Annotated in this window: 27 protein-coding genes and 3 pseudogenes; 10 read left to right on the top strand and 20 right to left on the bottom strand. The window is 60.0% G+C overall.

From position 1 onward, the window contains the following. Positions 1–41: 41 nt before the first annotated feature. Positions 42–1,136 (bottom strand): FAD-dependent oxidoreductase, encoded by a 1,095-nt coding sequence (locus ACZK2G_RS09185; protein ID WP_478475309.1) that lies wholly within the window; start codon positions 1,134–1,136, stop codon positions 42–44. A gap of 82 nt (positions 1,137–1,218) precedes the next feature. Here ACZK2G_RS09185 and ACZK2G_RS09180 point away from each other — a divergent pair, with 82 nt between their 5' ends. Continuing rightward, positions 1,219–1,674, top strand: a complete 456-nt coding sequence (locus ACZK2G_RS09180; protein WP_099783733.1) for a MarR family winged helix-turn-helix transcriptional regulator — start codon at positions 1,219–1,221, stop codon at positions 1,672–1,674. Positions 1,675–1,686: 12 nt separating this feature from the next. Here ACZK2G_RS09180 and ACZK2G_RS09175 read toward each other — a convergent pair whose 3' ends face one another. Next, positions 1,687–2,211, bottom strand: a complete 525-nt coding sequence (locus ACZK2G_RS09175) for a GNAT family N-acetyltransferase (protein ID WP_136638694.1) — start codon at positions 2,209–2,211, stop codon at positions 1,687–1,689. A 290-nt stretch (positions 2,212–2,501) separates the two neighbouring features. On the opposite strand from ACZK2G_RS09175, the gene ACZK2G_RS09170 reads away from it, so the two are divergent. From ACZK2G_RS09170 to ACZK2G_RS09155, 4 genes are all read left to right on the top strand, one after another. Beyond that, the gene (locus tag ACZK2G_RS09170) at positions 2,502–2,957 is read left to right on the top strand and encodes an SRPBCC family protein (protein ID WP_478475306.1); all 456 of its coding nucleotides are present in this window, start codon (positions 2,502–2,504) and stop codon (positions 2,955–2,957) included. 8 nt (positions 2,958–2,965) lie between these two features. Beyond that, positions 2,966–3,280, top strand: a complete 315-nt coding sequence (locus ACZK2G_RS09165) for an ArsR/SmtB family transcription factor (protein ID WP_046982874.1) — start codon at positions 2,966–2,968, stop codon at positions 3,278–3,280. A 2-nt stretch (positions 3,281–3,282) separates the two neighbouring features. Then, complete coding sequence (locus ACZK2G_RS09160; RefSeq protein ID WP_046982875.1) at positions 3,283–3,750, top strand: SRPBCC family protein; 468 nt, start codon at positions 3,283–3,285, stop codon at positions 3,748–3,750. Between the two features lie 101 nt (positions 3,751–3,851). Further along, positions 3,852–4,616: a COG4705 family protein gene (locus ACZK2G_RS09155; protein WP_478475304.1), complete on the top strand. Its 765-nt coding sequence runs from the start codon at positions 3,852–3,854 to the stop codon at positions 4,614–4,616. Here the strand turns inward: ACZK2G_RS09155 and ACZK2G_RS09150 are convergent. From ACZK2G_RS09150 to ACZK2G_RS09115, 8 genes are all read right to left on the bottom strand, one after another. Then, entirely contained in the window at positions 4,613–5,395 is a 783-nt protein-coding gene (locus tag ACZK2G_RS09150) for a 3-hydroxybutyrate dehydrogenase (RefSeq protein WP_478475302.1), read from the bottom strand. The two genes, ACZK2G_RS09155 and ACZK2G_RS09150, sit on opposite strands and share 4 nt — an antisense overlap. A 1,050-nt stretch (positions 5,396–6,445) precedes the next feature. Beyond that, positions 6,446–7,492, bottom strand: a complete 1,047-nt coding sequence (locus ACZK2G_RS09145; protein WP_046982880.1) for a hypothetical protein — start codon at positions 7,490–7,492, stop codon at positions 6,446–6,448. Next, positions 7,489–8,523, bottom strand: a complete 1,035-nt coding sequence (locus ACZK2G_RS09140) for a radical SAM protein (protein WP_046982881.1) — start codon at positions 8,521–8,523, stop codon at positions 7,489–7,491. Before ACZK2G_RS09140 ends, ACZK2G_RS09145 begins: the two co-directional genes overlap by 4 nt. 175 nt (positions 8,524–8,698) lie before the next feature. After that, positions 8,699–9,985, bottom strand: coding sequence for an alpha/beta hydrolase (locus ACZK2G_RS09135; RefSeq protein WP_478475299.1), 1,287 nt, complete (start codon positions 9,983–9,985; stop codon positions 8,699–8,701). 223 nt (positions 9,986–10,208) lie between these two features. Next, positions 10,209–10,517 carry a transposase gene (locus ACZK2G_RS09130; protein WP_478475298.1) on the bottom strand — a complete coding sequence of 103 codons (309 nt, stop codon included), beginning with the start codon at positions 10,515–10,517 and terminating at the stop codon, positions 10,209–10,211. A gap of 41 nt (positions 10,518–10,558) precedes the next feature. Then, the gene (locus ACZK2G_RS09125; RefSeq protein WP_478475296.1) at positions 10,559–11,017 is read right to left on the bottom strand and encodes a hypothetical protein; all 459 of its coding nucleotides are present in this window, start codon (positions 11,015–11,017) and stop codon (positions 10,559–10,561) included. Between the two features lie 106 nt (positions 11,018–11,123). Continuing rightward, the gene (locus ACZK2G_RS09120) at positions 11,124–11,861 is read right to left on the bottom strand and encodes a hypothetical protein (protein WP_478475294.1); all 738 of its coding nucleotides are present in this window, start codon (positions 11,859–11,861) and stop codon (positions 11,124–11,126) included. 98 nt (positions 11,862–11,959) lie between these two features. After that, the gene (locus ACZK2G_RS09115; protein ID WP_478475292.1) at positions 11,960–12,799 is read right to left on the bottom strand and encodes a type 1 glutamine amidotransferase domain-containing protein; all 840 of its coding nucleotides are present in this window, start codon (positions 12,797–12,799) and stop codon (positions 11,960–11,962) included. Between the two features lie 97 nt (positions 12,800–12,896). Here ACZK2G_RS09115 and ACZK2G_RS09110 point away from each other — a divergent pair, with 97 nt between their 5' ends. After that, the gene (locus ACZK2G_RS09110) at positions 12,897–13,820 is read left to right on the top strand and encodes a LysR family transcriptional regulator (RefSeq protein WP_478475291.1); all 924 of its coding nucleotides are present in this window, start codon (positions 12,897–12,899) and stop codon (positions 13,818–13,820) included. A 159-nt stretch (positions 13,821–13,979) separates the two neighbouring features. Here ACZK2G_RS09110 and ACZK2G_RS09105 read toward each other — a convergent pair whose 3' ends face one another. Further along, positions 13,980–14,120 carry a hypothetical protein gene (locus tag ACZK2G_RS09105; protein ID WP_478475289.1) on the bottom strand — a complete coding sequence of 47 codons (141 nt, stop codon included), beginning with the start codon at positions 14,118–14,120 and terminating at the stop codon, positions 13,980–13,982. 256 nt (positions 14,121–14,376) lie between these two features. On the opposite strand from ACZK2G_RS09105, the gene ACZK2G_RS09100 reads away from it, so the two are divergent. Beyond that, positions 14,377–14,733: a hypothetical protein gene (locus ACZK2G_RS09100; RefSeq protein WP_478475288.1), complete on the top strand. Its 357-nt coding sequence runs from the start codon at positions 14,377–14,379 to the stop codon at positions 14,731–14,733. A gap of 133 nt (positions 14,734–14,866) precedes the next feature. Here the strand turns inward: ACZK2G_RS09100 and ACZK2G_RS09095 are convergent, their stop codons facing one another. After that, positions 14,867–15,190 (bottom strand): hypothetical protein, encoded by a 324-nt coding sequence (locus ACZK2G_RS09095; RefSeq protein ID WP_478475287.1) that lies wholly within the window; start codon positions 15,188–15,190, stop codon positions 14,867–14,869. 511 nt (positions 15,191–15,701) lie between these two features. Continuing rightward, positions 15,702–16,418 (bottom strand): hypothetical protein, encoded by a 717-nt coding sequence (locus ACZK2G_RS09090; protein ID WP_478475285.1) that lies wholly within the window; start codon positions 16,416–16,418, stop codon positions 15,702–15,704. A gap of 63 nt (positions 16,419–16,481) precedes the next feature. On the opposite strand from ACZK2G_RS09090, the pseudogene ACZK2G_RS09085 reads away from it, so the two are divergent. Both ACZK2G_RS09085 and ACZK2G_RS09080 read left to right on the top strand, forming a co-directional pair. Beyond that, a pseudogene (locus ACZK2G_RS09085) lies at positions 16,482–16,954 on the top strand (DDE-type integrase/transposase/recombinase); the annotation flags it as partial. A gap of 101 nt (positions 16,955–17,055) precedes the next feature. Further along, positions 17,056–17,340, top strand: a pseudogene (locus ACZK2G_RS09080) (hypothetical protein); the annotation flags it as partial. Between the two features lie 84 nt (positions 17,341–17,424). On the opposite strand, the gene ACZK2G_RS09075 reads toward ACZK2G_RS09080, so the two are convergent. The 5 genes from ACZK2G_RS09075 to ACZK2G_RS09055 form a co-directional block, all read right to left on the bottom strand. Further along, entirely contained in the window at positions 17,425–18,096 is a 672-nt protein-coding gene (locus tag ACZK2G_RS09075) for a hypothetical protein (RefSeq protein ID WP_478475620.1), read from the bottom strand. A 67-nt stretch (positions 18,097–18,163) separates the two neighbouring features. Continuing rightward, the gene (gene qatD / locus ACZK2G_RS09070) at positions 18,164–18,883 is read right to left on the bottom strand and encodes a Qat anti-phage system TatD family nuclease QatD (RefSeq protein WP_478475284.1); all 720 of its coding nucleotides are present in this window, start codon (positions 18,881–18,883) and stop codon (positions 18,164–18,166) included. Between the two features lie 20 nt (positions 18,884–18,903). Continuing rightward, on the bottom strand, positions 18,904–20,211 hold the full coding sequence (gene qatC / locus ACZK2G_RS09065; RefSeq protein ID WP_478475283.1) for a Qat anti-phage system QueC-like protein QatC: 1,308 nt from the start codon (positions 20,209–20,211) through the stop codon (positions 18,904–18,906). Continuing rightward, positions 20,208–20,654, bottom strand: coding sequence for a hypothetical protein (locus tag ACZK2G_RS09060; protein WP_478475282.1), 447 nt, complete (start codon positions 20,652–20,654; stop codon positions 20,208–20,210). The genes qatC and ACZK2G_RS09060 overlap by 4 nt, the downstream gene beginning before the upstream one ends. A 309-nt stretch (positions 20,655–20,963) precedes the next feature. Continuing rightward, positions 20,964–22,733 (bottom strand): KAP family P-loop NTPase fold protein, encoded by a 1,770-nt coding sequence (locus tag ACZK2G_RS09055; RefSeq protein ID WP_478475280.1) that lies wholly within the window; start codon positions 22,731–22,733, stop codon positions 20,964–20,966. Between the two features lie 349 nt (positions 22,734–23,082). Between ACZK2G_RS09055 and ACZK2G_RS09050 the strand changes: the two are divergent. Further along, a pseudogene (locus ACZK2G_RS09050) lies at positions 23,083–23,550 on the top strand (integrase); the annotation flags it as partial. A 245-nt stretch (positions 23,551–23,795) separates the two neighbouring features. Here ACZK2G_RS09050 and ACZK2G_RS09045 read toward each other — a convergent pair. Both ACZK2G_RS09045 and guaA read right to left on the bottom strand, forming a co-directional pair. Next, complete coding sequence (locus ACZK2G_RS09045; RefSeq protein WP_478475278.1) at positions 23,796–24,026, bottom strand: hypothetical protein; 231 nt, start codon at positions 24,024–24,026, stop codon at positions 23,796–23,798. Between the two features lie 194 nt (positions 24,027–24,220). Then, complete coding sequence (gene guaA / locus ACZK2G_RS09040; RefSeq protein WP_049410928.1) at positions 24,221–25,786, bottom strand: glutamine-hydrolyzing GMP synthase; 1,566 nt, start codon at positions 25,784–25,786, stop codon at positions 24,221–24,223. Positions 25,787–25,808 lie beyond the last annotated feature (22 nt).

The raw sequence follows: 25,808 nt of genomic DNA, 5'->3' as shown, positions 1-25,808 counted from the left end.
CAGTGACGCAGGTGCTTGCTGTCCCCGCATTTCCAGCGGCCTCAACCGCCGTCAGCCGTCGACTCCGTAGTGAACCAGCGCTGGAACCCCTGTATGGCGTCCGGCATCAGCGCGCAGGCGCGCTCGCAGACCACGGATTCGGCCTGGCGGATAGCACTCACTGCATCCGGATGCGCGCACACCGCCATCGCCACATCCGACGCGTCCAGCATCGCTAGGTTCACGCCCACACCCACTGGCGGCATCAGATGGGCAGCATCGCCGATCAGCGTCACGCCGTTGCGCGGTGTCCAACGGAAATCCGCCGGCAGGCTGTAGATCGGCCGCCGCACGAAGTCGGTGCACGCCTCCAGCAGCCGCCGAAGGTTCGGTGCCCAGCCGATGTAGCTGCCGGTCACCGGCGCACGCATGCCTTGCTGCGCGATCTGCGCATCAAGCCAATCAGAGGGCCGCTTCAGCGCCGCGTACACGCAGAATCGATCGCCGCTGTTGCGCTGCACGAACAGCGCTTCCTCGCCGCCAAAGCAGAACAGGCTGCCCTGACCCACCATGGCCGCGATATCCGCCGCCGGCTGCGCGATCCATCCTTCAAAGAAGGTAATGCCGGTCGGCAACGGCTGGCAGGCACTCAGGGCTGTGCGCACCTTCGACCATGCGCCATCGGCACCGATCACGATGTCGGCCTCGGCCTGCACACCATTGGCGAAGCGCAGACTGTGGGATCCTGCCTGCGCAAGCGCCAGCTCGGTCAAGCAGTGGCCCCACTGCACCGTGTCGGCCGGCAACGCGTCCAGCAGCAGCTGGCGCAGGTCGCCGCGGTCGATCTCCGGCTTGTCCATGCTGCCCTCCGGCCCGAATCCACCGGCGACAATCGCTCCAGTCCACGGGTCGCCCGTCCGCTCCTCCTGGCCTTCATGGCGCGCCACCGCCCGGAACGCCTCCAGCAGACCAGCGCGCTGCAGCGCCACCTGGCCGGAGTCCTCGTGCAGGTCCAGCGTGCCGCCCTGGGTGCGCTGCTGCCCGGACGACTCGCCCTCGTACACGCTCGCGCGATGGCCGCCGCGATGCAGGATGAGCGCAGCGGTCAGGCCGGCGGGCCCCGCGCCGATGATGGCAATACGTGGAGGGTGTGGCATGGAGCGGCCTGCATCTTGGTTGATATATCAACCGTAGAACGTTCGGGTTGACACGTCAACCCGTCCCGGGCAACGTGAGCGCATGACCCCACCCACCATCACCCCTGACGAGTGGGCCGCCTGGCGCGGCTTCCGGCGCATGGCCGAGATCACCTCCGGCCGCATCGTCCACGACATCACCCGCAGCACCGGGCTTTCCAGTGCCGACTTCGTCGTGCTGATGGAACTGAGCAAGGCCAAGGACCGCTGCCGCCGCCAGCGGGAACTGCTGGACTACCTGGAATGGGACAAGACGCGCCTCTCGCACCAGCTCACCCGCATGGCCGGCCGTGGCCTGATCGAGCGCGACACCGACAGTGACAACGTGGTGGTGATCCGCATGACTGCAGAAGGCCGCACCCAGCTGAGCGCAGCGCGGCCGGTACACGTCGCCAGCGTGCGCCGGAATTTCCTCGACCACCTCTCAGCCGATGACCTGGCCGCGCTGCAGCAGATCACCGACAAACTGCATGCAGCACTACAGGACGCAGAGAACTGAGACGCCGCCAGGTCACAGACGGCGGCCCAACACCTGCCCCGGCCAGCCATCCACGTTGAAGGTCGACAGCCGTTCGTAACCGCACGATTCGTAGAAGCGCACCAGCTCGCCACTGCCACCGCCATAGCAATCCACGCGCAGGTAATCCAATCCCGCTGCGCGTGCCTGCTCGTCCGCGAACGCCATCAAACGCCGGCCGATGCCACGCACCCGCGCATCGCGCGAAGCAATCAACACGCGTACATACAGCTCCGGCTCGGTCGCCGCGGGCACATAGGGCATGGCCTCGCCCAACGCCAGGAACGCACGCACCTCACCCTGCGCGGTTTCCGCCACCCACGCACCGGGCAGTGCGCAGGCATCGGTCACCTGGGTAATGCGGCGCGGAATGGACGACCACGCCTCGGTACCCCACTGCTGCGGATTGCCGATGGCCACGAACCACGCAATCACTTCATCGAACAACTCCAGCACCGCAGGCGCATCGGCCGCGCTGGCGCGACGGATCGTCAGCGCCTCTTTTCCAGCATCACTCACGCGTAGTACTCCTTTCATTCAACGAACCCGAACGGCTGCAATCACCCGGCTCCGCCCAGAATGCCGCCGCGCACCAGGCATCACCACGGCCAAAAGTCCATTGCGCGCCGCCAACCGGTAGTGCCGGCCGCTGGCCGGCAGCTGCAATCCTCCAACTCCACCAGGGTGCCGGCCAGCGGCTGGCACTACCACGGCCGGGCGTTCACGGCGGCGGAGTTGACATGCAGGCATTTACCTGCCTATTGTGATCCCACGGACGGCACCCCGCCGCCCATCGTGGAGCCACAGTCATGGTGGATATCGCTCACAGAGTCGGCATCAAGGCCCCATCGGCCCAGGTCTACCAGGCCCTGGCCACCCCCGAAGGCATCGCCGCCTGGTGGGCCGAAGACACCACCGGCGACCGCCACATCGGCGGCACAATCACCGCCCGCTTCACCGCCAACGGCCAGGAAATCGGCGCCATGCAGATGAAGCTTCTGCAGCTGCAGCCGAACGAGCTGGTGCTGTGGGAATTCATCGACGGCCCACCGGAATGGATCGGCACCACCGCGCGCTTCGCCCTGCACCAGGACGGCGAATGCTGCATCGTGCTGTTCAGCCATGAAGGTTGGAAAGAACGCGTGGAATTCATGCACCACTGCAGCACCAAATGGGCCATCTTCCTGATGAGTCTGAAATCCCTGCTGGAGACCGGGCGCGGCCAACCCAGCCCGCACGACGTCAAGATCGACAACTGGAACTGAAGGCCCCCATGGATGCAGACAAGGTGTTCAAGGCCCTGGCCGACCCCACGCGCCGCACGTTGTTGGACCTGCTGTGCGAGCGCAACGGGCAGACGCTGGGGCAGCTCTGCGAGCACCTGCAGATGGCCCGGCAATCGGTCACCCAGCACCTCGGCCTGCTGGAAGACGCCAACCTGATCAGCACCGTGCGCCGTGGTCGCGAGAAGCTGCACTTCATCAACCCGGTGCCACTACATGAAGTCTACGAGCGCTGGGTACGCAAGTTCGAACAGCAGCGCCTGAGCCTGCTGCATGACCTCAAACAGGAACTGGAAGGAGAATGACGATGACCGCAGAATCCACCCGTTTCATCCACGTGATCTACATCGCCTCCACACCGCAGAAGGTGTTCGAGGCCATCACCCGGCCCGAGATCGCCAGCCGCTACTGGGGCCACGAGAACGTCTCGGACTGGAAACCCGGCTCGCGCTGGCAGCATGTGCGCGCCAACGAAACGCGCTCGGTCGAGCTGGTCGGCGAAGTGGTGGAAAGCACCCCGCCCTCGCGGCTGGTCATCACCTGGGCCGCCGCTTCGCAGGCGGAAAACCCCGATGCCTACAGCCGCGTCACCTTCGACATCGTGCCCTACCAGGACATGGTGCGGCTGACCGTTACCCACGACGAACTGGAGCCCGGTAGCGGCATGGATACCGGCATCCGCCAGGGCTGGCCGATCGTGTTGTCGAGCCTGAAGTCGTTGTTGGAGACGGGCAAGGGGTTGGATGTGTTTGCGAAGCCGAGTGCTGCCGGCTAGCTGAATCGCGGCAATAGGTTGACGCAATACGAAGGCCGCTTCGACCGCGTTCCGACGCGCGCACCGACACGATCGCCCGCAGGCATCCTTGGCGACCTTCGATGAGTGCTTCAGACGCAGAGTCCCTGCACAGCAAAGTGGCGGCGGTCACCCTCGGCTTCTGGGTGATGAAGATCGCCGCCACCACCCTCGGCGAGACCGCGGGCGATCTGCTGTCGATGACGCTCAACCTGGGCTACGTGGCCAGCTCGGCCATCCTGCTCACGGTCTTCGCCGGCCTGCTGGCCGTGCAGCTGTCCGCGCGACGCTTCCATCCGCTGCTGTTCTGGTCGGTGGTGCTGGCCACAAGCACCGCCGGCACCACCATGTCCGACCTGCTCGACCGCACGCTCGGCCTGGGCTACGCCACCGGCGCCAGCCTGCTGGCCGGCTGCCTGGCGCTGGTGCTGTTGGCGTGGCGCCTGTCGGAAAAGTCGATCTCGGTCAGCAACATCGCATCGCGCCGCGCCGAAGGTTTCTACTGGACCGCCGTGCTGTTCTCCAACACGCTCGGCACCGCCCTGGGCGATTTCCTCGCCGACGATTCCGGGCTCGGCTTCACCGGCGGCGCGCTATTGATCGGCAGCCTCATCGCGCTCACCGCACTGGCCACCCGCATCAAGGGCATCAACCGGGTCATCCTGTTCTGGATCGCCTTCGTGCTCACCCGCCCGTTCGGTGCCACCTTCGGCGACCTCCTCACCAAGCCACTGGAAAAGGGCGGCTTGGGCTTCGGCACGGTGGGTGCGTCGTTGGTGCTGTTCACCATTCTCGCCACGCTGGTGGCGCTGCCGATGCTGCAACGACGGGCACAGCCCGCCAGCTAGCGCGCCGTCCAGCCCCCGTCCACCGGCAGCGCCGTGCCGGTAATCTGCGCCGCAGCGTCCGAGGCCAGGAACACCACCATCTCGCCCAGCTGCTCGGGCGTCACGAACTGCAACGAAGGCTGCTTCTCAGCCAGCAGCGCGCGCGCGGCGGATTCCTGATCCGTGCCTTCGCGCTCGGCCAACGCGGTGATCTGCCGCTCGACCAGCGCCGTCCGCACCCAGCCCGGGCAGATCGCATTGGCGGTGATGCCGGTGCCCGCGTTCTCCAGCGCGGTCACCTTGGTGAACCCCACCACGCCATGCTTGGCCGCCACATAGGCCGACTTGTTCACCGAGCCCACCAGCCCATGTACCGACGCAATGTTGATGATGCGGCCGGCGCCCTGCTGCTTCATATGGGGCAAGGCGGCCGCCGTTGCATGGAACACCGCCGAGAGATTCAACGCGAGGATCGCATCCCACTTCTCGATGGGAAATTCCTCGATCGACGCGGTGTGCTGGATACCTGCATTGTTCACCAGGATGTCGATGCGCCCCATCTTCGCAACGGCGTGGTCAATCATTCCGCGTACCGCCTCGCCACGGGAAAGATCGGCGCCATCATGCGCCACCCGTATGCCGAACTCAGCTTCCAGGTTGGAACGGATGTGTTCGATCTCCGACGCATCGCCGAATCCGTTCAACACGATATCGGCGCCTCGCCGCGCCAGCGCGGTGGCAATGCCAAGGCCGATACCGCTGGTGGATCCGGTAACCACCGCGACCTTTCCACTGAACATGGGCGTGACTCCATCGGGCATAGGCAGCCAGTGTAGCTTCACCGGCCCGCCCTTTAAGCGACGTTACCTTGGTCAATCAACGGTTAGAACGCGTTGGGTGCCCACCGAGGGAAGTGTCCAGCGTTCATTCAAAACGGAAGGTACACCTCAGAGGGGGCGCAGCCGTGGCCTGCTGGCGATGCTGTCCGACTTCCACAAGGGCAATGCATCCATGCTTTGCCCGGCGGATCGAACACGTCCGCAAATAGCTTGTGCGGCCGTTCTACTCCCCCCACCGCCAACCGGGCGGGGCGCCTTTCATCCAGCAGATGAGGACAAGGGCCAACACTACGGCCCATGTGTAGAGCTGAAACGCGATGGGCTCGCGAAATGGAGAGAACAGAAACGGACCCGCCAGTAGCAGGCCGAATGCGACTGCGTACACCAGCCAGCCTTGCCACGCGCAAGGCATCCCCCAGCCCCATCCGTACTTTTTCCTGGCAAACCAGTACTTCTTGCTGATCATTGCGATCTTCCTCGATGGCCACCGGTCTCACGTACCTGATCCAAGCATGCCTTGAGCTGGTCGTGAAGACGTCGGTCCAGAATCAAGTCAGTATCCCCTCTGGCGGTGACGAGAACAGAGCTACGGTCCGTACGCAGCACGAAGACGTTGCGACCGCTGCGCATGTGGAACTTGCCAAGCTCGACGCCCCCTGTACTGGTCCCAAGTTGCCGGTGAGGCAGCGTAATCCTTGAAGCATCGGAAGCGTCCTGCCACGAGACACTGGAAAGCGGGAGCTGCAGTTGGACAAACGCTGCAGATCCAATCAGCTGGCCATCTGCGACGGCCATGTACGCTGTCCGCGCTTGATATACGAGGCCAAAAGCAACGGCGACAACGACGCCCAGCGCCGAACCTAGCGCAACATTTCTGGCTGGCACCCCGCCAGAGCGGGGTGCCAGCCATATTGCAATCAGAACCACAACTGCCGCCACGCATATGCCGAGAGGGAGCGCATAGGCGTGAATCAGGGATACGTCCAGCGTGGATCGGCACATCATCAGGAACTACTCCGCCGAGATTGACCGCATGCCGTAAACGTAAGTCGCCTCGACAATCGTCTCAAATGCATCTTCGTCATAGGTAACAAGGCCGACGTTTCGCATCGCGCGCAGGAACGAGCGGACCTCGTTCTTTATTACGAGTTTTGCATGTTCGTCGTAAAGGCCGGGTGCTCCCAGGATGGAAGCTGCCCGATGTGCAACGTCGCAACTGTCGCAGATGTCACCGTCAAGTCGACTCAGCTGACCGTTGAACACATGGTTGTATGAAGGTATCTGGGTCTCGTTTCCGGCAACCACTACCTTGTTTACAACGGCAACCATGGTAAATGCAGCCACAGCTACAGTCACACCAACAATGGCGTCAACCGCCGCAACCACAATCACAGCCGCGCCAACAACCGCCTGACCTGGGGCTGTCCGCAGAAGCTCAGCCACACTGGCCAGGGCCGCGAGGTCTGCTGTTGTAGGAGGCTTGTCAGTAGCTTTGATGAAGGCGAGTACCGATTCGGCATCGGGCGACTCGTCCCCAGAAAGCTCCATCACGCTGCGGATCATGTCTATATTGCTCTGGAGTGCATGCTGCATCTTCATGGTGAGCACGTCTTCCTTTGGGTGCGTCAACGCACCAGATGCCTGGAGATAGCTCAACATCTGCGTATAGTCACGACGTTTAGCCGCGTCTTGTACATCCCTGTCCGATAGGGCAACCAGCAGAGCCAGAGATGGCGCGTCCAGTGTCTCTTTGCTGGTGTCGAACCCAAGCGCGGAAAGATATCGACCAGGGTTGATGTTGAAGAGCGAGCGCTTCTTCTCATCGGAAAACATATCGACAGCAGCGGCACTCAACTTGGACCAGTGATCCCAGCCGGCTGCAGGCATGCCGCTACGCGAGAGAGGGAGAAGCATGCGTGTTGCGTTGACATCCGTGCCGCCAGTAAGGCTCGTGGGTGTGCCAAACACCCGCTTGTCGGCCGCGGCAATCGCCGTCCCGGAAATTGATGCAGCAGCACTGGCTGCGAGTGTGGACTGGATGAACTTCCGTCGCTTCATTTGAACGCTCCTTGTTGCCGGGAAAGGGTGTCTACTGCCTTGCCGAGTGCGTGGCGACTCATTACCTCTGGAATGAACGTCTGGTAATCCGATTCAAGTCTTGCGCGAACTTCACTGTTCTTGTGGAGCACCGCGCAGTCGTGGCACATGTGCACCGATCCTTTCAGTAGTTCATCGGCTTTCTCTTCGCCCATCACGCGCCTGATGATCTCCGCAGGGCCGTCCACTCTGATCCAGTACTTGAGGAAATCGTCCGCTTGAGAGAGATAAGCACTGCTGACGCCATCCTCGAGGCGCCCCACCTTCATCTCTGGGATGTGCTCAAGTGTCAGTCCGCAACAGGCAGCCACTTCCTTGTAGGGCGTGATCACGATGTTGTCATGGATCTGGTGGCACGGGGCCATGCGCATGTGCTGTGGAACCGCATTCTCGCGCTTGGCCTGATCGCTTTTGAACTCCATCCAGCTGTTTGACTGCAGTTGCAAACCCTCCTTCAGAAGCCTCCGGACCGTCGAATCCTCGGAGAAGGTCGCCATTGTTCGACCGTCTTCCGTATCTGCCTCGACCGTCACAAGGACGCGGAGTCCTGCAGTCAGGCCAGCTTCGGCAGCATTCACCACCGAAGAATGAGGCACCCACTCCTGATGATCTTTGCCGGAGCTGATATTGAGCTCTTTCAATCCCGCGGTTGATAGCTTTTCCGCCCAACGCTTCGCGGTAGATCGGGTCTTCGCCCAGGAGCCATTCGATACCATCCGCGTGCCGAGCCCTAGCGATGTCGCTTCGGCTATCACACTGATCAAATCGTCCTTGAGAAGTGTCGCCTCTCCGCCGGTGAAGACGATGACGGACAGCGACGGGAAGGAGCTTTTGGCGTCATGAAGCGCTGTGATCATCTCATCGCGACTGAGCCTTCCTTTGACCGTCGGGCTCGACTCGAAACAGCACTGAACGCATGCTGCGGTGCAGCGATAAGTCGTGATAAACGTCAGCGTCCTGGGCGATAGCACCTGGGTAGCGCATAAATCCATTTTTGCTTCTCCATTTTACTGGCAAGGGCCAATCCGGGCCGCCTGTGGACACTACGGCGGGTCCAAACAGCAGATCCACCTTAAGGAATATTTCGGAAGATTGAAACCCCGCATATCTTCGATTACATGTTTGACTGGAGAACCCCTACGGGCGCTTCATGACCCGGCAACCGCATCACATATGGGCTTTAAGCCAACGTGCGAGATCGCTGATCATTACCGGGTCCACATGTCCTGGTTGCATGTATTCCTGGGGGGAAGCCGGGCCATCGCCCGCAATGCCGAGGTGGTTGAGTGCGGGGTACTCCTTCAATTCCACTTCCCGCCCACCTTCCAGCGATTCGTTCCACATGCGCCAGTCAGTAGCTGTTACCTGAAAATCGCGGCCACCATGCAATAGCAGTAATGGCTTCCGGAGCGATCTCGCATCGCTGCGCGCGTCCACTGCTTCGATGCTCTTCCAGAAGGATTGGGGTACACCCAGCGGGAGCTTACTGGCCTCAACTTCCCGATCACCCAAAGCAGCCGCGATTTGTGTATCCAGCATGGCCAACTGCTCTTCCGCTTTCGCCCCAAGCTGTCCGTCTACCGACAGGAGGCGGCGGGTCTGCTCTGGAATAATCTGCAACAGGCTGCGCGCCGGTGCGGCCCATAGGACAGCCCCTCTCACGTCAGGTGATCGCTGGGCGATGCGCGGCGCCAGCATCGCGCCTTGGCTGTGGCCCAACACGAACAGACGCTTGCCATCTATGCTTCGATCAGCGCCCAATGCTGCGAGCGCGGCAACCGCATCGTCGGTTGTTTCATCATCGATGTTGAAGTCGCCATCAAGATCTTGGGGGCGCACATAGCTTCGTTTGTCGTATCTAAGTACAGCGATACCCTGCGCAGCGAGACCGCGCGCGATGTCCAGGAAGGGCCGATTTGGTCCAACGGTTTCGTCACGATCCTGCGGCCCCGAGCCATGCACCAGCACAACGGCGGGAAACGGACCTTCTCCGTTGGGCAGCGATAACGTGCCTGGAAGCGCACCGCGCGCCTGTGGAATGACGAAATCGATGTCATGGTAGTTGGCATTGGCTGGAGGCGGTGGAGCTTTTTCGGGCGCGGCGGGCCTCAACATTAACCCGGCGACTTTTTCCTGTTTGTCGACCACCACTTGTGCAACAAATCGACCATTGCTGAACTGCAACGGCACCAACACCAACTGCATGTCTTCATGATTGCTGGTCGATGCCTGGCCACGTCTCTTTAAAGTCCCCAATGAGTTCCACAGGGTGCTGAGAGATTCCGCCGGTACAGCTTGGGCCATTTGTGGAGTGAACATTGCTTCGGCTTCAGCGATGCGCGCAGCCTCCAGGTGATCGAGCAAGCGGGTTGCCACTTGGTCGGGCTCTGCTGCGACTGCTGATTGAATAAGCATCGTTAGCGACAAAATTAACATCCCAATGCGCTTCTTCAATGTTATGACTCCATCTTGACGCTGCCAACAGAGGCAGTCAGCGTCGACGGGATAGCGCTCACCAGCCCTGTTCTGGCGGATTCGTTGAGTCGAGGCAGCGCATAGCCAGTTCATCCTGAATGACGCCATCATGGATGCATGCGGGTGCGGAGGTCAACGCGTGCTCTAAAGGTGGCTGCGATTCTTGGTTGGAAATGGGTCGCAAGCAGGCGCAGATATTTGTCTAGAGCGCATTACGAACTTTGAAGCAGATATAGCGCTCGCTGACAAAGGCCGGTTTCACGGCCTGACCGGTCACATGCTGGACCTTCCGAGCCATGGTGCCAACCTGCGCGCGCTTCTTCTCATTCGCCAGCATCACCTGTACGGGCAACATATGGCCGAGCGTGTCCACGGCAATGTGAACCTTGCTTCCATTCTTGCGTTTATAGCCGTCATAGCCTGCGCGCGGGCCACTCCCGCACGTCGATTGCGCAGCAAACGCCCATTCCTCATCGATCACGTCGGTCGAACAGTGGCTGCGCGCTGTCATGCCATTACAGTGACACGTTCATACCGAATTTCAAACACACCCTAGAAGAAGACGCTCGCTCGATCAACGGTCGCCAAGGGATTGGCTTTCCGCACCGCCTCCAGGAAGAGCAGGAAGTCGCGGTTGAACAGCGTCAGGTTGTTGGTGAACGTTACGCACCTTCTGCCCGCTGCTTTGCTGAAGCACACCTGCCAGACATAACGCTCGTAGATGACATCGGAGGTTCGGGTGACGGAGGTGATCTGCGTGAGCGGAACCGCCGTGGGCATTGGGCCCCGATGCAGATAGAAGGTATCTGTATCAAAGAAGTAGTGCTCTCGATCCTCTTTCCCATTAACCATCACCAAGGTCATGGACGTACCGGAAATCCGCCGAGGCGGGTTCAAGCGCAGCCCAGATTCCAACGCGGAACGGGCTCGCTGGGTCCTTCGCCGCTGGATGAACCAGATGGTCAACAACGGAAGCACCGCAAGGACAATCAAGCCTACGGTCTTCAACACAGTTTCCAATGTGCTTGGCACACAGATCTCCAGGGTGAACGTTCAGGCATTGGCGATGCCCAAGTAGATCCACGCCACGCGTGGATGGCGCTCCCTCAACGCCCCATCACTTCCAATGATCCGGCCCCAGGAACGGAAGGCTCAACACAAACACCGGAACCGCCACCGGCACCAACGCCGCGCCCAGCACCTTCCCGGCCGCCGTCCCAACCCCCGGCTTGTCCGTATCGTCCGGCTGGATCCGCTCAGCCCGCGCGGTAATCGACTGCGGCAGCTTCGCCTTCGCGGCCAGCGCAGCAGCGTCCGGCAATTGCACCCGCTCGCCATCACCCTCGAACAGCGCGCTGTAATAGCTGCCGCCCTTCCTGGAAAGATTGCAGTCCGGGTCGGCCGCCAGTTCGTAGCGGGTCCGCGCTTCAAGGATGTACGGCCGGCGCGTCAACTCGTCGATGGCCTTGGCCACTCGTGGGCTGATCTCCAACCGCTCCAGCTTGAACTGGGCAGCTTGCTCCGGCGTCACCTGCTCGGGCCGCAGCAGCAACGCGTAGCTGCCATGTACCTTGGTGCGGTCAGTCGGAACACGCCAGTCCTCACGGATGTACATCTGCGCGCAGACCACGGCCTCGCGCAGCGGGCTGTCCATCAGGGCGCGGTAATCACGGAACGGCGCCGCATCGAAGCGCATTGGCTCGTCATAGACAGGCAGCAGATACAGCTTGCCGTCGTCGGCCACGAACGCGCTGGTGATCTCGCGACTGTAATGGTGATACTCCGGCCCGCTGGCGCAGCCAGACAACAGGGTCAGACACAAGGCGGAGAGAATGAAGAGGACGGACGTTCGCATGTCGTAGTAAATGGCTTCCCTGGGTAACCAGCCTCGCCCACAAAGACGAGACCAGTCCGCCATGGTGCCACGGCGCCGCATGCGATGCAGATCCCGCCTTACTTCAACCGCTCAACCAACCGCTGCCCCACCTCCAGCGCCGAAGCCGGGTTCTGCCCGGTAATCAGCTCGCGATCCACCACCACATGCCCGGTCCACGGCGCGGCATTGCTGCTGAACCTCGCCCCCGCCCGCACCAACGCAGTCTGCGGGTAGAACTTCATCTCGCCGCCATCCAGCAGCGGCTTGGCCTGCTCTTCTTCCTGGTTGCTGATCACCGTCATCTGGTAGCCGCTGTAGATCCACTTCGGCATGGCCGGCATCGCACCTGCTTCCAGCTTCGCCACGAAACCATCTGCATCCGGCAGCGTGGACAGCAGCGCGATCGGCCCGTGGCAGACCAGCGCGGTGGTCTTGTTGCGCTGGTGGAAGTCGGCCAACAGCTGGCCCAGCGCGGGGCTCTTCAGCAGGTCCTGCATCGGCGCGTGGCCACCGGGAACGTAGACCGCATCGAAACGCGCGTAGCCCTGTTGCTCGATGCGCGCCAGGCTGACCACCGGCGAGGCGGTCGGCGAGGTCAGCGCCAGTTTCTCCAGCAGCTCCTTGTGCAGCTTCAGCTGCGCGGCATCGTTGCCGAAGTACGCCGGCGTCACCGAGGACGCATCCACCGTCGGCGCCCGCCCCTGCGGCGTGGCGAAGGTCACTTCGTGGCCCGCGTCCAGCAGCAGCTTGACCGGCTGCATCAGCTCGTTGAGATAGAAGCCGGTGGACAGCACCTTGCCGTCCTTCAGGTCCAGGTGGTTTTCGTCGGACAGCACCACCAGCACGTTGGCGGCATGGGCGCCGGTTGCGGCCAAGGTCAGGGCCAGCGCTGCGGCCAGCCGGGTCATCAGGTTCATGGAGAGCTCCTATTCGGGGAATGGCGGCCACTTTATTCATCGCCCCGGCGGCGATAAATTGGCCCCATCGCAAAAAATCTGTTCCCCGGAGAGCCAAATGAGCCGCAAGTTCGACTACCTGGGCGACGTGGAGGTGTTCCTGGCGGTGGTCGAGCACGGCTCGTTCACAGCCGGCGCGGTGGCGCTGTCCACCACGCCCTCGGTGCTGAGCCGTGCGGTCACCCGTCTGGAAGCGCGGCTGGGCCGGCAGCTGCTGCAGCGGACCACCCGCCGCGTGGGCCTGACCGACGCCGGGAGGCTCTATCTGGAACAGGTGCGCACCGCCTTCGGCCTGCTGGACGATGCAGAGCGCGACGTACTGGCCCAGGACGGTGCGCTGGCCGGCCGCGTGCGACTGAGCGTGCCCACCACCTATGGCCACTACCGGCTGCCGCCCGTGCTGGCGCGCTTTGCGCAGCAGTACCCGCAGGTGCAGGTGGAACTGAACATCACCAACCGCAACGTGGACCTGGTGGCCGAGGGCTTCGACCTGGCCATCCGCCTGGGCCAGCTGCCGGACAGCGGGCTGGTGGGGCGAAAGCTGGAGGATGCCCCTCTGCTTCTGGTGGCCGCGCCGGACTACCTGCAGCGCCGCGGCACGCCGCAGACGCTGGACGATCTGCAGCAGCACCTGTGCCTGCCCTTCGTGATGCCACGCACCGGACGTCTGGCGCCCTGGATCTTCCGCGACGGCGGGCGCGACGTGGACTGGCTGCCGCGTTCGTCCATCGAGACCTCCGACGATGTGCTGGGCGTGGTGTCGCTGGCGGAACAGGGCATTGGCATCTGCCAGAGCTATGAGTTCATCGTGCGCGAGCGGTTGCTGCGCGGGCAGCTGGTGGAAGTGCTGCCGCAGCTGCGGGGGAGATCGCGCCCGTTCTCGGTGATCTATGCGCCGCATCGGCGGCAGTCGGCGGCGGCGCGGGCGATGATTGAGTTGCTGGTGGGGAATGCGGCGGTGGTCGGGGATGGTGCTGGTTGAGGCTGCGATGCTCGTTGGCGGTGTCGTGTTTGAGCCGATTTTCGGGGTATACGGCTGATCGGTCGCCCTTGTCTGCCGAGGCTGACTAAGAACTGTTGCAAAGAACGCCGTCGCGCTATTCGCTTGCGGCATGGGCGATTGCGCCACTTCTATTCGCAATCAGAAGAGCATCTGCACGAATGCGCCTTGCAGCGTCGCGTGCTGCACGAACAGTGCGTGCAACAATAGTTCTTCGCTCTCGAATTCCGCGATTTCTTCGCGAAATTCAATTTGCATTCGGAGCGGCAGCGTAAACACCATGGCGCGCCACCGACAACGGGTGGCACCGGGTCTGCAAACCCGCGATGAGAAAAGCACCAGTTGTTTACGCTTGCCCGTCGGCACCGTCCTTAACCGGTGCCGGCGGGCAATCCGTCGGCCTGTATGGCGGGCGGTGCGTGGGGGTCTTCGGGCCCACCGGTCTATGGTGCTATCTCATCCCGGTTTGCAGCCACGCATCGTCCGCCACCCCGCATACGCGGTGGCGCTGTTAAGCACAGCCAAGGAAACCGACGCCATGAACGATTCCGACACCTTCTCTTCGTACACCGTTGTTGAGCCCATCAACGACGACACTCCACTGCCCGACCTGAACTCCCTGCTTGGCATCCTCAAGCGCATGCGCGGCTGCGAGGGTGCAGATGGCCTGCCCTGGCCGGAGAACGACGTGTCGCCCGGCCGTCGCGTGAGCCTGGCGAGGACGGAGCGCGCCCTGGTAGGGCTGCTGACGGTGCTGGAGGTCCTGCATTCGGCGGATCGCTGCCGGGTAGCAGCGGAGCCGGAGCGGCATCTGGATGAGGGGGTTGTCGATGGGCTGTTTCTGGCTTGCCGGGGGTTGGCTGAGTGGGCTTGTCGGGAGGTCAGGCCTGAGTGATTGAGCCCAAGCGAGCACACGAGCAACAGGTTTGATCGAGCGAAGTATCGGCCAACGTCCGCTCCGGGAAGAAACAGTCGTTCTCAGTAAAAACTCAGGCAGAGACTCGAAGCGGTTTAGGCTTGAGTGCTTCTTAGGCGGTAGGCGCAAAGAACTTACTTATGCGTACCAGGTCACCTTGGTCTAAAGCATGACTCTGAAGAATATGCTGCAGCGACTGAGATCCTGCCGCCAGCCAATCCTCTACGAGCTGGTCAAAGGCCGGCGTGCGCTCAATGCCTGGAGCCAGCCGACGGATGTAAGTATCCGCAATGGTTTGGTAGTCAACGCCACGCTGCTTTGCGATCTGACGGACTACCCGAACCCTCACCATACGAAGTGGTTCGGGTTTGTCGGGTTGATAGCCACTGCGGATGCCAGCAAGAACTTGAAGAACGTCTTCAATCTTCTGACTCATCGCCACGGCCTCCCTAAGCCGCCTAACATCGGAGTTGACCTGCACACGGCGGTATTGCCCCACGCGGCGCAATGCCGCTGCGGGTGCGCGTCGAAGCACCTATCAGAACGCATTGAGCACGTCCGGCCGCGGGGCGTCCCAGCTTGCGCAGAATCGCTTTAAGATCTTCACGTATTCCTCCAGATCCTCGCGATCAAGCGCCACAGGATGAAAGTGCTCTGGAGGCAAATTTGACAGCAGATTCCGGAGACTGGCAACGTCAGCAACTTTGCAACATTGGCTTTGGAGGTCTGAAATCCTTTAGCTGCCACGACCTCACGACCTTCAGCTTCGCTTTCAGCCGGGAGCAGCGGCTTTGCCTACTTTTCGGCCAGGTAGCGCGCGACCAAGGACGCCGAATGTCACAACCTATTTCAACCGGCCAGTCCCTCATGTGGTCACGCCCCCATCTAGCTAGCAGTCGACCAGCGCAAGGACCACTCAACGGAACGTGCGTCCGCTTGCTCTGCCGTCATTCATTACGCTCGGAATAAGCGACGTATGAATCCACCCTCTTTACAAGGCTATTTAAATTTATCGTCACACGATGAATAAAGTCATCAATTGAGTTTGGAGGCAACGTAAGACCACCCCTCTCTGTTCTAAATATTTTACCAATCCGTTCGCAATGAGCCGGCTTCTTCACCTCTCCTCCAAAATGAACTATAACATGCCTAATCGTAAACATTTCGTCCAGCATCTGCGGGCACTGCGCATTCTCCCAGTTTGACGTTTCAAACTTTAGGGCGAGCTTAAGATGCTTGTATATATAATAAATTTTTCTCAGAACCTTGTTGCCGTTCTGCATGTCCAGATTGAACTCCTTTGCGAACTCGCCAAACCTTTCACCATCAGACTCCTCCAACCCTATGATCGGGAACAATGAGCTCACAAAGGCTTCCATGGAGGCACATATAGTTACCACACATTGCCTTCGAACCATTTCACCGTATTCTCCGCCTTGGAGATACATACTGAGATCGTCAGCACCTACGATCGTCGTATAGCCATCAGGAAAATCATCACTTAGTCTAAAAGTTCCACTGAGCTCTACAAACGGCAACAGGCGCTGCGCATATGCGCTTCCAATAGCAACTTTGGCGACCTGATCGAGATTTTGATATAAATCCTTGCACTTCGAACGCAAGCCCTCATTTTCGACATTAATAGAATTTACCCAATTTTTCATTGATGTATCGCCTGAATAGGTGGCACCGCAAGCCTACTTATGCATCCACGACCGTGTCAAAGGATTCTTGCACAGCAGGGCAAGCTGTATCTGTGATCGTGCTGGATCTGTACGACCAGCGCATTGTGGGCCGGTCAATGCACGATCGACAGGATCGCCAGATGGTGATCCGGGCGGTGCAGATGGCGGCCTAGCAGCGTCAAGGCAGCCACCAAGTCATCCTGCATTCGGATCGTGGCAGTCAGTTCCGTAGCGGTGACTACCAGGGATATCTCGCCGCTAACGGGCTGTGATCTGCTCAATGAGCGCCGCGGGGCATTGCGGCGACAACGCTGCCTGCGAAGGCTTCTGGACTGCTCGAGCGTGAGCGGGTCTATCGAACAAGCTACCCGACACTGGATGCAGCACGAGCGGATGTGTTTGACTACATCGAGCGACGCCATAACCCAAGGATGCGACGAAGGGTCGCCAGGCAGGATCAGAAGGTTGCAGCTCTCTTAGAACCGTCCGTGATATCGGAGCAAAACCCTTCTTAAGATCTTTTCGGTTTTGAAGAGGCTACAAACTTTCGAGCTCACCATAGCTTGACGCATGCGATTTATTTGTTTGACTCGTAAGCACGCAGAGAAGAAAAACAATGACAGAGCCGACCCACTACCACCACAGAATCCAAAGGGCCACCGAACGACTCGCCCAGTTACAAGCTCGGGAGCTTCTGGCGACTCACCACCAAGCTGCAAAAGCGAGATAAACCCAGCGACGGGAAGAGGCCAAGCGACGCGTTCGAATCGCAGAGCTCGTGCTCCTGGCCGGCACTGAAACGTTGGACGATGGGGAACTGGTCGGCGCGCTGTTGAGGCATGTAGAAAGCCGCAATGACCACGATGTCCGCAACCGAGCACGTTCGCACGGCGACTCGCGGCCGACAATGCAGCCGCAGAAGAGAGCCAAATCTAGAGCCACTGAGCCCAGCCATCTGTTGAGCTTGGGGCCATGGCGGATCTACCTATGCAGCCCTCGGAGGAAGGATACTCATAACAACACCTCCCCATGCCGCTTCGTCCTCGGCCTGAAAGGGACGCTTCTCGTTAAGAGAGGGCTGAAAATCGTCCTTGATCCATTGGTCAATTAGTCCATTGACGACATCGACAATGTTCGATGCACCCAACTTCAATGGATCCGAACAAAACCAAGCCGTACCGACACCTGCTCCTGCCGGATATATATAGGCCCTATGGTCGCCGTTGGATCGGCTTGATGGCGGCAAACTTATGAGTCCACTAAGACCGACTAAAAGCGTTTTGTCCAGCATGAAGTTACTTGGGGGAACATTGAACACCGTAGGGAAACAGTAGAATCCGACAATCTGCGGATTCGCAGTGACATGGCCAAGCAGAGTCTGCATTTGCGCGTGAGGGACGTCATACACGTAGCCTCCAGCTTTCATTGAAACCCCACTCGATCTGACATAACTAGTCCGAGTCAACAGAGACTTCGGCGCCTTGAACTGAAACACCGTTTGCAATGCCCCAACCTTAAAGCTGGTGTCATAGCCAAGCTTCGCCTCTTCAGCCTGAGTGAGCCCATACCAAAAAACCCGCAATCCATACTTAGCACGAATATGCTCCGCCAGTTGCGCGCATATATTGATCTCTAGCGTCTTCTCACTCAGTGCCATACCCCCCCCTGAACGTGCCCAGGAAATCTCGATGTCTCAGCCACCTGAACCATTAAGCGTCGCACCATTACAACGAGACGACCTCTTTTAAATTCCTGACCACCTGCGCCGCAGCCGACTCCAACGACATACCCCACGCTTCCGAAAGGCATCTGATAACCTCGTCGCATTGAGCGGGCGCCAAAGCTCTTCCTCTCACCTTGGCGAAGGGTCCATCAGTCTCAGTCAGAACCCTTGCGGGCGGCATTAGCCTTACAAGTTCACGCCCCTTGGCTCCGCTAACCATGGCGCTTCCGACGGAAAACCAGCAGTCCATTTCTATCGCCCTCGCCAACTCTTTCTTGGTCCCTGTGAACCAATGAAGTATAGCGACGCCAAATCCCTTATTTTTGGCCAAACCATCCATGACTTCTGTCGCAGCGTTGCGACTATGGATAGTCAATATTCTACCGCCTTGGTCGGCACACGATTTCAATATGTGATGAAAAACCTCGACCTGCTGACCCCAGAAATCCCGACAGTTCGCGCCACCGTCCAGGCCCACCTCACCAACATATCGCGCCTCGGGCAGAAGGCGGTCAAACAGGCTGAGCTCTGCAATGCGCTCTCCTGCCAACTGCGGATGAAGTCCCAACGCAGTCTTGATGCGCGGATATCGGCTTGCCAATGCTCGCGTTTGCAGCCAAGCGGAAGGCGTCGTAGTGACCGATAGAACATAGGCACCACTCGCCCCTGCCCGGTCGATCTCTACCCCAGGGTGGGGGTAGAGATCGAGATGGCAATGCATGTCTACAGACGGGACCGACATCAAAAATGGACTTGTGACCTGAGATAGTTCTCTACCTCAATCATGCCACGCCGCACTGCGTCTACGCGAGAATCGCGATCGGCCGCAGCGAGTGGCATCGGGCCCGTTTGTGACACCCATTTCGCCACGTCAGTCTTAGGGAGACGCCTAACGGCAAGCAGCATTGCCATCAGGTCGTCGGAGTCATTGCCATGCTCAAGGAAGTCTTGTAGATCCTGACCCTCACGCTGATAGTGCGTATTGTCCTTCATGCCGGAGCCATGATAGGCAGCACGACGGATTAGGCATGGAACACAGCGGCCGCACTGAGTTCTTTTGCGCTTCCATTTCCCGCAGGACACAGTCCTGTCGACAATGGCGGCTAGGCGCGCCTGATCTAGGCACGACTTCATCATCTCCCCCTTACTCTTCGCAGCGTATGGATTTTCGATATCGACGAGCAGCCCAGCACGGTCCAGAACACTCTGCATCAGATGCAAGTAATAGGGATGCGTCGTTCTGGTGCTAAGTGCGCCAATCCGCCGTGGAGTCAAAGGTGGGTTCAGCGCGATCAGTCCATTCTCGGGAACGAATAGAGTCCGACGATTTTTCGCAGGAACTGCCAGTGAGGATGCCATCAGCACCCCCATCGCTAGGAAGTTGAAGCTACGGGTCCGCATCTGCACGTCGTGACTGGCATCCAAGCGGCCGTTCGGGCTCGCTTGAGCACCAAACCTGACCAGCTTAGTTCCGAGCTTTGGCAAGATCTCCCTTTGCCGCAGGGCGTCGTGCGTGTAGGCATGACTCACCAAAATGGGATTGCGACCTTGCTTAACGAGGTCCAGCACTCCAATAGCGCTGTCCAGCCCTCCAGAGAATAGGCAGGCGCAATCGCAGGGTGCCGGGTCGATAACCAGTCTACTCCTAACTTTGAAGACCGGCGGCTGCTCCCCACCTGCGACAATGTTGATTTCCCAAACGTCTCCACTGAGGAAGTTGAGCGCCTTGGTGAGATCTGGGACGACGGGCGTCCACCGAGTAGGATCAGCGAGGGCCACAGTCAGGCGGATGTCACGCGCCCAACCATCGGCAGCGTCATCGCGATTGACGAACGTATCAGCCGCCGTGACTGCCATCGATAGCGACAGGAAATCGAACGCAACTGGATCAATGGCTGCCTTGAGACGAGTCAGCTGAGCGTAGATGCCATGACCGATTGCAGCCATCCCGTCCTTGTTCGGAACACCTCCATAAAGATGGACTGGAATTACATTAGCCTGAGGGCGCGGGAGCTGAGTCAGATCAGGGTGAACGTAGACGATTGTCATTGCTGGTAATCCTCCCATTCCTTCCAAACTTCCTTGATAGCTGCCAGTTGCACGGCCTGCATGTCGTCCGTGGTCAGCGCTGCAATCTTTCCCGCAAGCAACGGCTTCATGTGCTTGTCAGTGACCACCTCTACCAGCTGCATCAGCTCCTTCTCAGCTCGCTCCACAGCGTCTGCGGTTGCGCCCTTCGTGAACGCCCTATCAGAGTCCAGCACAACCGCCTGGAAAATCGACAGAGCCGTATAAGTGACCATCAGGTTGACCAAGACCTCATCCGTAATGCTGGCGAAGTCGAAGGCCGCCACGCCATCCAAGCAGAGCGATAGCGCTTCGTTGAGCGCACTCCGGATCCGGTCAGCATCCCCATTCTCCGGCACCAACGCGTCCACCAACGCGTCGATGACCTCGCGCGTCGGCCTTCCTGCCATGGCAGCAAGGTTCACCGGTGCATTTGGAGCGTTTGTTCGGAGCTGATTCAGTGTTCCAAACAGGCCCGCACCGGCCTGTGCTATAGAGCCGAAACGCCTGGGCCCCACGGCAGAACCGCCTGTGGAAGAACGCGCATAACTGCCAAGTGCCCTACTGAGCTGCTGGCCATCGCCGCTTGAAACGAACTTTCCAAGATGAGTGCGGAAGGATCGGAAGCGATTCTCTTCCGGCTTGGGCCCGGGCCCTGCACCGTCTACGTCTGCCCACGGTGGGACAAGGGGGCTACGATTGTTCGCGCCCTTGCTCGATGTTGAAGTCCCCATTTACGCTACTCCTTTAGCCCAAGCTCTACCATCCAAAAGGGCCTTCAGCCACGGCGACTTTTTGCCGGGAAGGCCCGCCAAGAACGCACCCAACTGCCGACCTGCGTCGACATCTGAGTCGGCCAACAGAACCGACCCATTCATAGCCTCCGGACGGCTAGTCCAGTCCGCGTGCCCACGCAAAGAGGCGAGAAGCTCTCTCATAACTGCGACATGCTCACCTGGAGCAATGCCGGCAATCGCTATCCCAGCCGCAGGCGAAGCAATAGTCCTTACGTTCAAAAGCCGAACCACTGCATCCGCAGATGCTTGCGACATATCACCCGAGACGGACCGAAGAACAGCCGTTTCTTTGCTCAGATACACGAGCGGCCGCAAGTCCATCCCACTCAACGTTGGCTTAAGGCCAATCCAGTCATACAGGAAGGCGGCATTCTTCTTCCACTCATCCGGACAAGCGTCCTCGAATTTTTTCGGATCATCAGCGAGCTTCTCCAGATTAGCAATCAAGTAAGGCTTTCCTTGAGCCGCTTCATTGATGAGCGCGTAAAGCTTCTTAACTGCTATCGGGTCGACGCAACGCTCGAACAAGGCGAACTTTGCGACCATGGCTTCATCAACTGGCATCCCGCGCCGCTGCGCTATGCGCGCACGCAAGCGAACAACGTTGAGAAGTCTCTTGACTATTCGCGGGTTGCCCTCAACGAACGTGGAGTTCGCCAACAGGCCAGACATACGTTCCGCAATGTCAAAGCTCATCCTAATGGCATCATCGTCGCCTACCAGCTTTACGGCGTCCGCGACGGTGATGGGCGACTCTTTCCAACTGGACTGAAGGTTCCCCTCGAGGGCGCTTCGAAGAGCGCTAACTTTCTTCCCATCGACCTTGCTGGCTTCCGCAAAGAGCATGAAAAGATAGGCACGTATCTCTGTGACACCAAGCCTGGGCACGCGAACCGGGATTTGAATCAACTTATCCAGGTAGTCCGTGACATGACGCTCGTTGGCACCATCAAAATGCTGGCTCACCGAGTGACGGACCATGTCTTCGTCAGCTGCAACCACAAACGCAGATTGCTCCATGAAAAGGAACAAGCGAAGTGCCTCAAGGGTGTGGATGGTTTGTTCCGGCAGACAGCGGTCCAAGTTGTCCACAAAGACCACCAGTGTCTTCTTCAGACCCGCAAGCAACTTCTGGAACTCGTCTCGAAACGCATCAATATGCTCGGGCGGACTATTCACCTTTTTGGGATCGAGCAGCCCGCCAACTGCCTTGGCACCGTCTGCCACAGCCTGAGTCCCTTCAGCATCTGGGGTGCCGGCAATCAACTTACCAAGACCGGTGACTGCCTTGGAGCCTGCCCCCATCAATGGCACCCCATGCAAGGCGGCAACCACTTCAACCCCCAACGCGAGGGCGCGCATCGTATTCACGCGCTCCAGAAAACTCGTGGCGATGCCAAGGAGGCCTTTTTCTTGCTTCGCGGCCTCGTAGAGACGGCGAGCAATGACATCCATCAAAGCTGCCCGCGCATCGTCGTAGCCTTGATAGAGCCAAGCATCGAAGCGGATGATGATGACATCGTCTTTCGCATCACCCTTCAACCTCTCTTCAATCAGGTTCAGAAGGCTAGATTTGCCAGTCCCCCAAGTTCCAAACACCCCCACGGAAACGGGGCGCATGTTCGGATTGAGCAGAACCTCAGAGACGACCTCCGCCAGTTCCAGATAGTTGAGGTAGTCACGCTTTGTTTCGATGTCGGACCACATGTGCTTTCCCTGATTCCGTTCCGCTGTTCAAAGTCAAGCCACTCCCCGCACAGGCAAACTGGCATCCTTATCGCATTAGACCAACAACCATTTCGCTTATCAACCATTCATAAATAAAAAAGTTAGCGGCCCTGCATTGTTAGTTAATATTATGCAAAGAGTACGGAATTGACTGCGATAAATCTTCGAAAATATCGCCGAAACCATTTGTTTTAAAGGGTTTCGCAAGAATAACGGATCGGGCGTTCCCCAAGAGCTCGCCCCGCCAGCAACCCAATGCCTAGGGACGTTGCCCGCCAAGCAGATTTTTGTATCGACAGGATTGACGAAATGGCGGCCTGGTTTATCCCTGCTTCCATCTCTTGATGGAAGTGACCGATGCCCCCCCTCCGCAGCACTCACTGATTACATCGCCTCACCCTTTGGCACTCTGCATCTGGAAGGCATCCACATCGGCCGCTTCCTGACCGAAAGGGCCATCATTCAAGGCCGCGAGGCGGCCATCAATCTTCAGGAATGCATCTTGGCTGCGTTGGACGAGACCGGACGCAAGAACGCTCTGAGGAAAGGCACTCGATATCCAGAGCCGCTTCCCATGGGAACCCCGGCTCGCCCCCTAGCCAAGGAGATCGAGGACCACCTGGAGGACATGCGCCGCCGGCAGCTGGATCCGAAGACCGTGCTGGCCACCGAGCGGACGCTGAAGCTCCTCTTCCTGACCTGCGGCAACATTTCCGCTTACCGAGTGGACTACAAGCACATCCAGGAACTATGGAAGCTGCTGCGCTGGGTTCCAAGGAATTTGGTGTCGGATCCGCGTCGCGATTGAACCAAGAAAGCAGTGGAATCCAGTGATCCCCTAAGGCAAGCCGCCAGTATCGTTCAGCCAAAGGATGCAGGGCCAGTTTCTCAAAGCCTGAGACGGCTCAACCCTTTGTTTTCCAGGGGTTGGCGGATCACTGGCAAGCCACCTCGGTCACTGTTTGCGCGGAACCGAGATCGCTGGGCAACACTGCCTTGCAGCCCCCTTCCACGTCCACCGCCTGGCCGGGTGCGGCTGCTTCAGGTTGAACGCCCCGTCGTTGCCCACCTGGTGGTCTCGGTGGAGGTCTTGGTCACCGTTCCCACCTCGATGGCCGGGCCAGTGAGGCGGAAGGTTCGTGCGGTCTCGAGGGTCAGGTGCATGCCAGCTTGGCGGCCGGCGGTGGCGGCTTGCTCGATCTTGGCCAACTGAGTTCCCAGCGGCGGCGCCCGGTCGTCCACCCGGACTTCGGTGGGCACCATCTTGGTCATCTCGCCCACCACCAGGCAGCCCTAGGCGTTGGTCTCGCCCGCCAAGCCTTACTGGCACGGCTGCCTAGCCGGGCATGCCCACCACAGCGAAGGATTCGGCCAGGCCTAGGAACGACACGCCTTAGCGATCCAGGTGAACGCCCCCCGCCCCCTTATACAACAAGGGCGCCTCTCGGCGCCCTCGTTCTCTCAACTCATTCCCACTCAATAGTAGCCGGCGGCTTCCCCGAGATGTCATAAACAACCCGCGACACCCCCCGCAACTCATTGATGATCCGGTTGCTCACCGTCCCCAGGAACTCATACGGCAGATGCGCCCAGTGCGCCGTCATGAAGTCGATCGTCTCCACAGCCCGCAGCGCAATCACCCACTCATAAGCACGCGCGTCGCCCACCACACCCACCGACTTCACCGGCAGGAACACGGCAAACGCCTGGCTGGTCTTGTCGTACAGGTCGGCCTTGCGCAGCTCATCAATGAAGATGGCATCGGCCTTGGCCAGCAGTTCGGCGTATTCGCGCTTCACTTCGCCCAGGATGCGCACGCCCAGGCCCGGGCCCGGGAACGGGTGGCGGTAGACCATGCTGCGCGGCAGGCCCAGCTCGACGCCCAGCCGACGCACTTCGTCCTTGAACAGCTCGCGCAGCGGCTCCACCAGGCCCAGCTTCATGTGCTCCGGCAGGCCACCCACGTTGTGGTGGCTCTTGATCACATGCGCCTTGCCGGTCTTGCTGCCGGCCGACTCGATCACGTCCGGGTAGATGGTGCCCTGCGCCAGCCACTTGGCGTTCTTCAGCTTGTTCGACTCTTCGTCGAAGATCTCAACGAACAGGTTGCCGATGATCTTGCGCTTGGCTTCCGGGTCGCTCACGCCTTCCAACGCGGCGAAGTAACGGTCGGCGGCATTCACGCGCACGACCTTTACGCCCATGTGCTCGGCAAACATCGCCATCACCTGGTCGCCTTCCTGCCAGCGCAGCAGGCCGGTATCCACGAACACGCAGGTCAGCTTCTCGCCGATGGCCTTGTGCAGCAGCGCAGCCACCACGGACGAATCGACGCCGCCGGACAGGCCCAGGATCACTTCGTCATCGCCCACCTGTTCGCGCACGCGGGCGATCTGGTCGTCGATGATGTTGGCGGCGGTCCACAGGGTCTGGCAGCCGCACACGTCCACCACGAAGCGACGCAGCAGCGCCTGGCCCTGCAGGGTGTGGGTCACTTCCGGGTGGAACTGCACGCCGTACCAGCGTTTTTCTTCGTTGGCCATGGCGGCCACCGGAATGCGGTCGGTGGTGGCGGTGATGGTGAAGCCCGGCGGCGCAACGGAGACGTGGTCGCCGTGGCTCATCCAGACATTCAGCTTCGGCTCGCCGCCGTGGTCGCTCAGGCCCTTGAACAGCGCATCCGGGTTGATCACGTTCACTTCGGCGTGGCCGAATTCGCGCTGGTCAGCCGCTTCGGTAGCACCGCCCAGCTGCGCGGCCAGGGTCTGCATGCCGTAGCAGATGCCGAAGATCGGCAGGCCGCTGTCGAACACTTCCTGCGGCGCGGCGGGCGCGCCCGGCAGCGTGGTCGATTCCGGGCCACCGGACAGGATGATGCCCTTGGCCCCAAAGCCGGCAATCTCGGCCGGGTTGTGGTCCCACGCCCAGATTTCGCAGTAGACGCCCAGCTCGCGGATGCGGCGGGCAATCAGCTGCGTGTACTGCGCGCCGAAATCGAGGATGAGGATCTTGTCGTTATGGATGTTGGTCATGGCGCCCCGGCAATGCAGTAGG

This window comes from Stenotrophomonas sp. 107298_Sma (assembly GCF_056480345.1).
The sequence above is the reverse complement of the archived record's forward strand: the minus strand, read 5'-3'. Positions and strand labels throughout refer to the sequence as shown.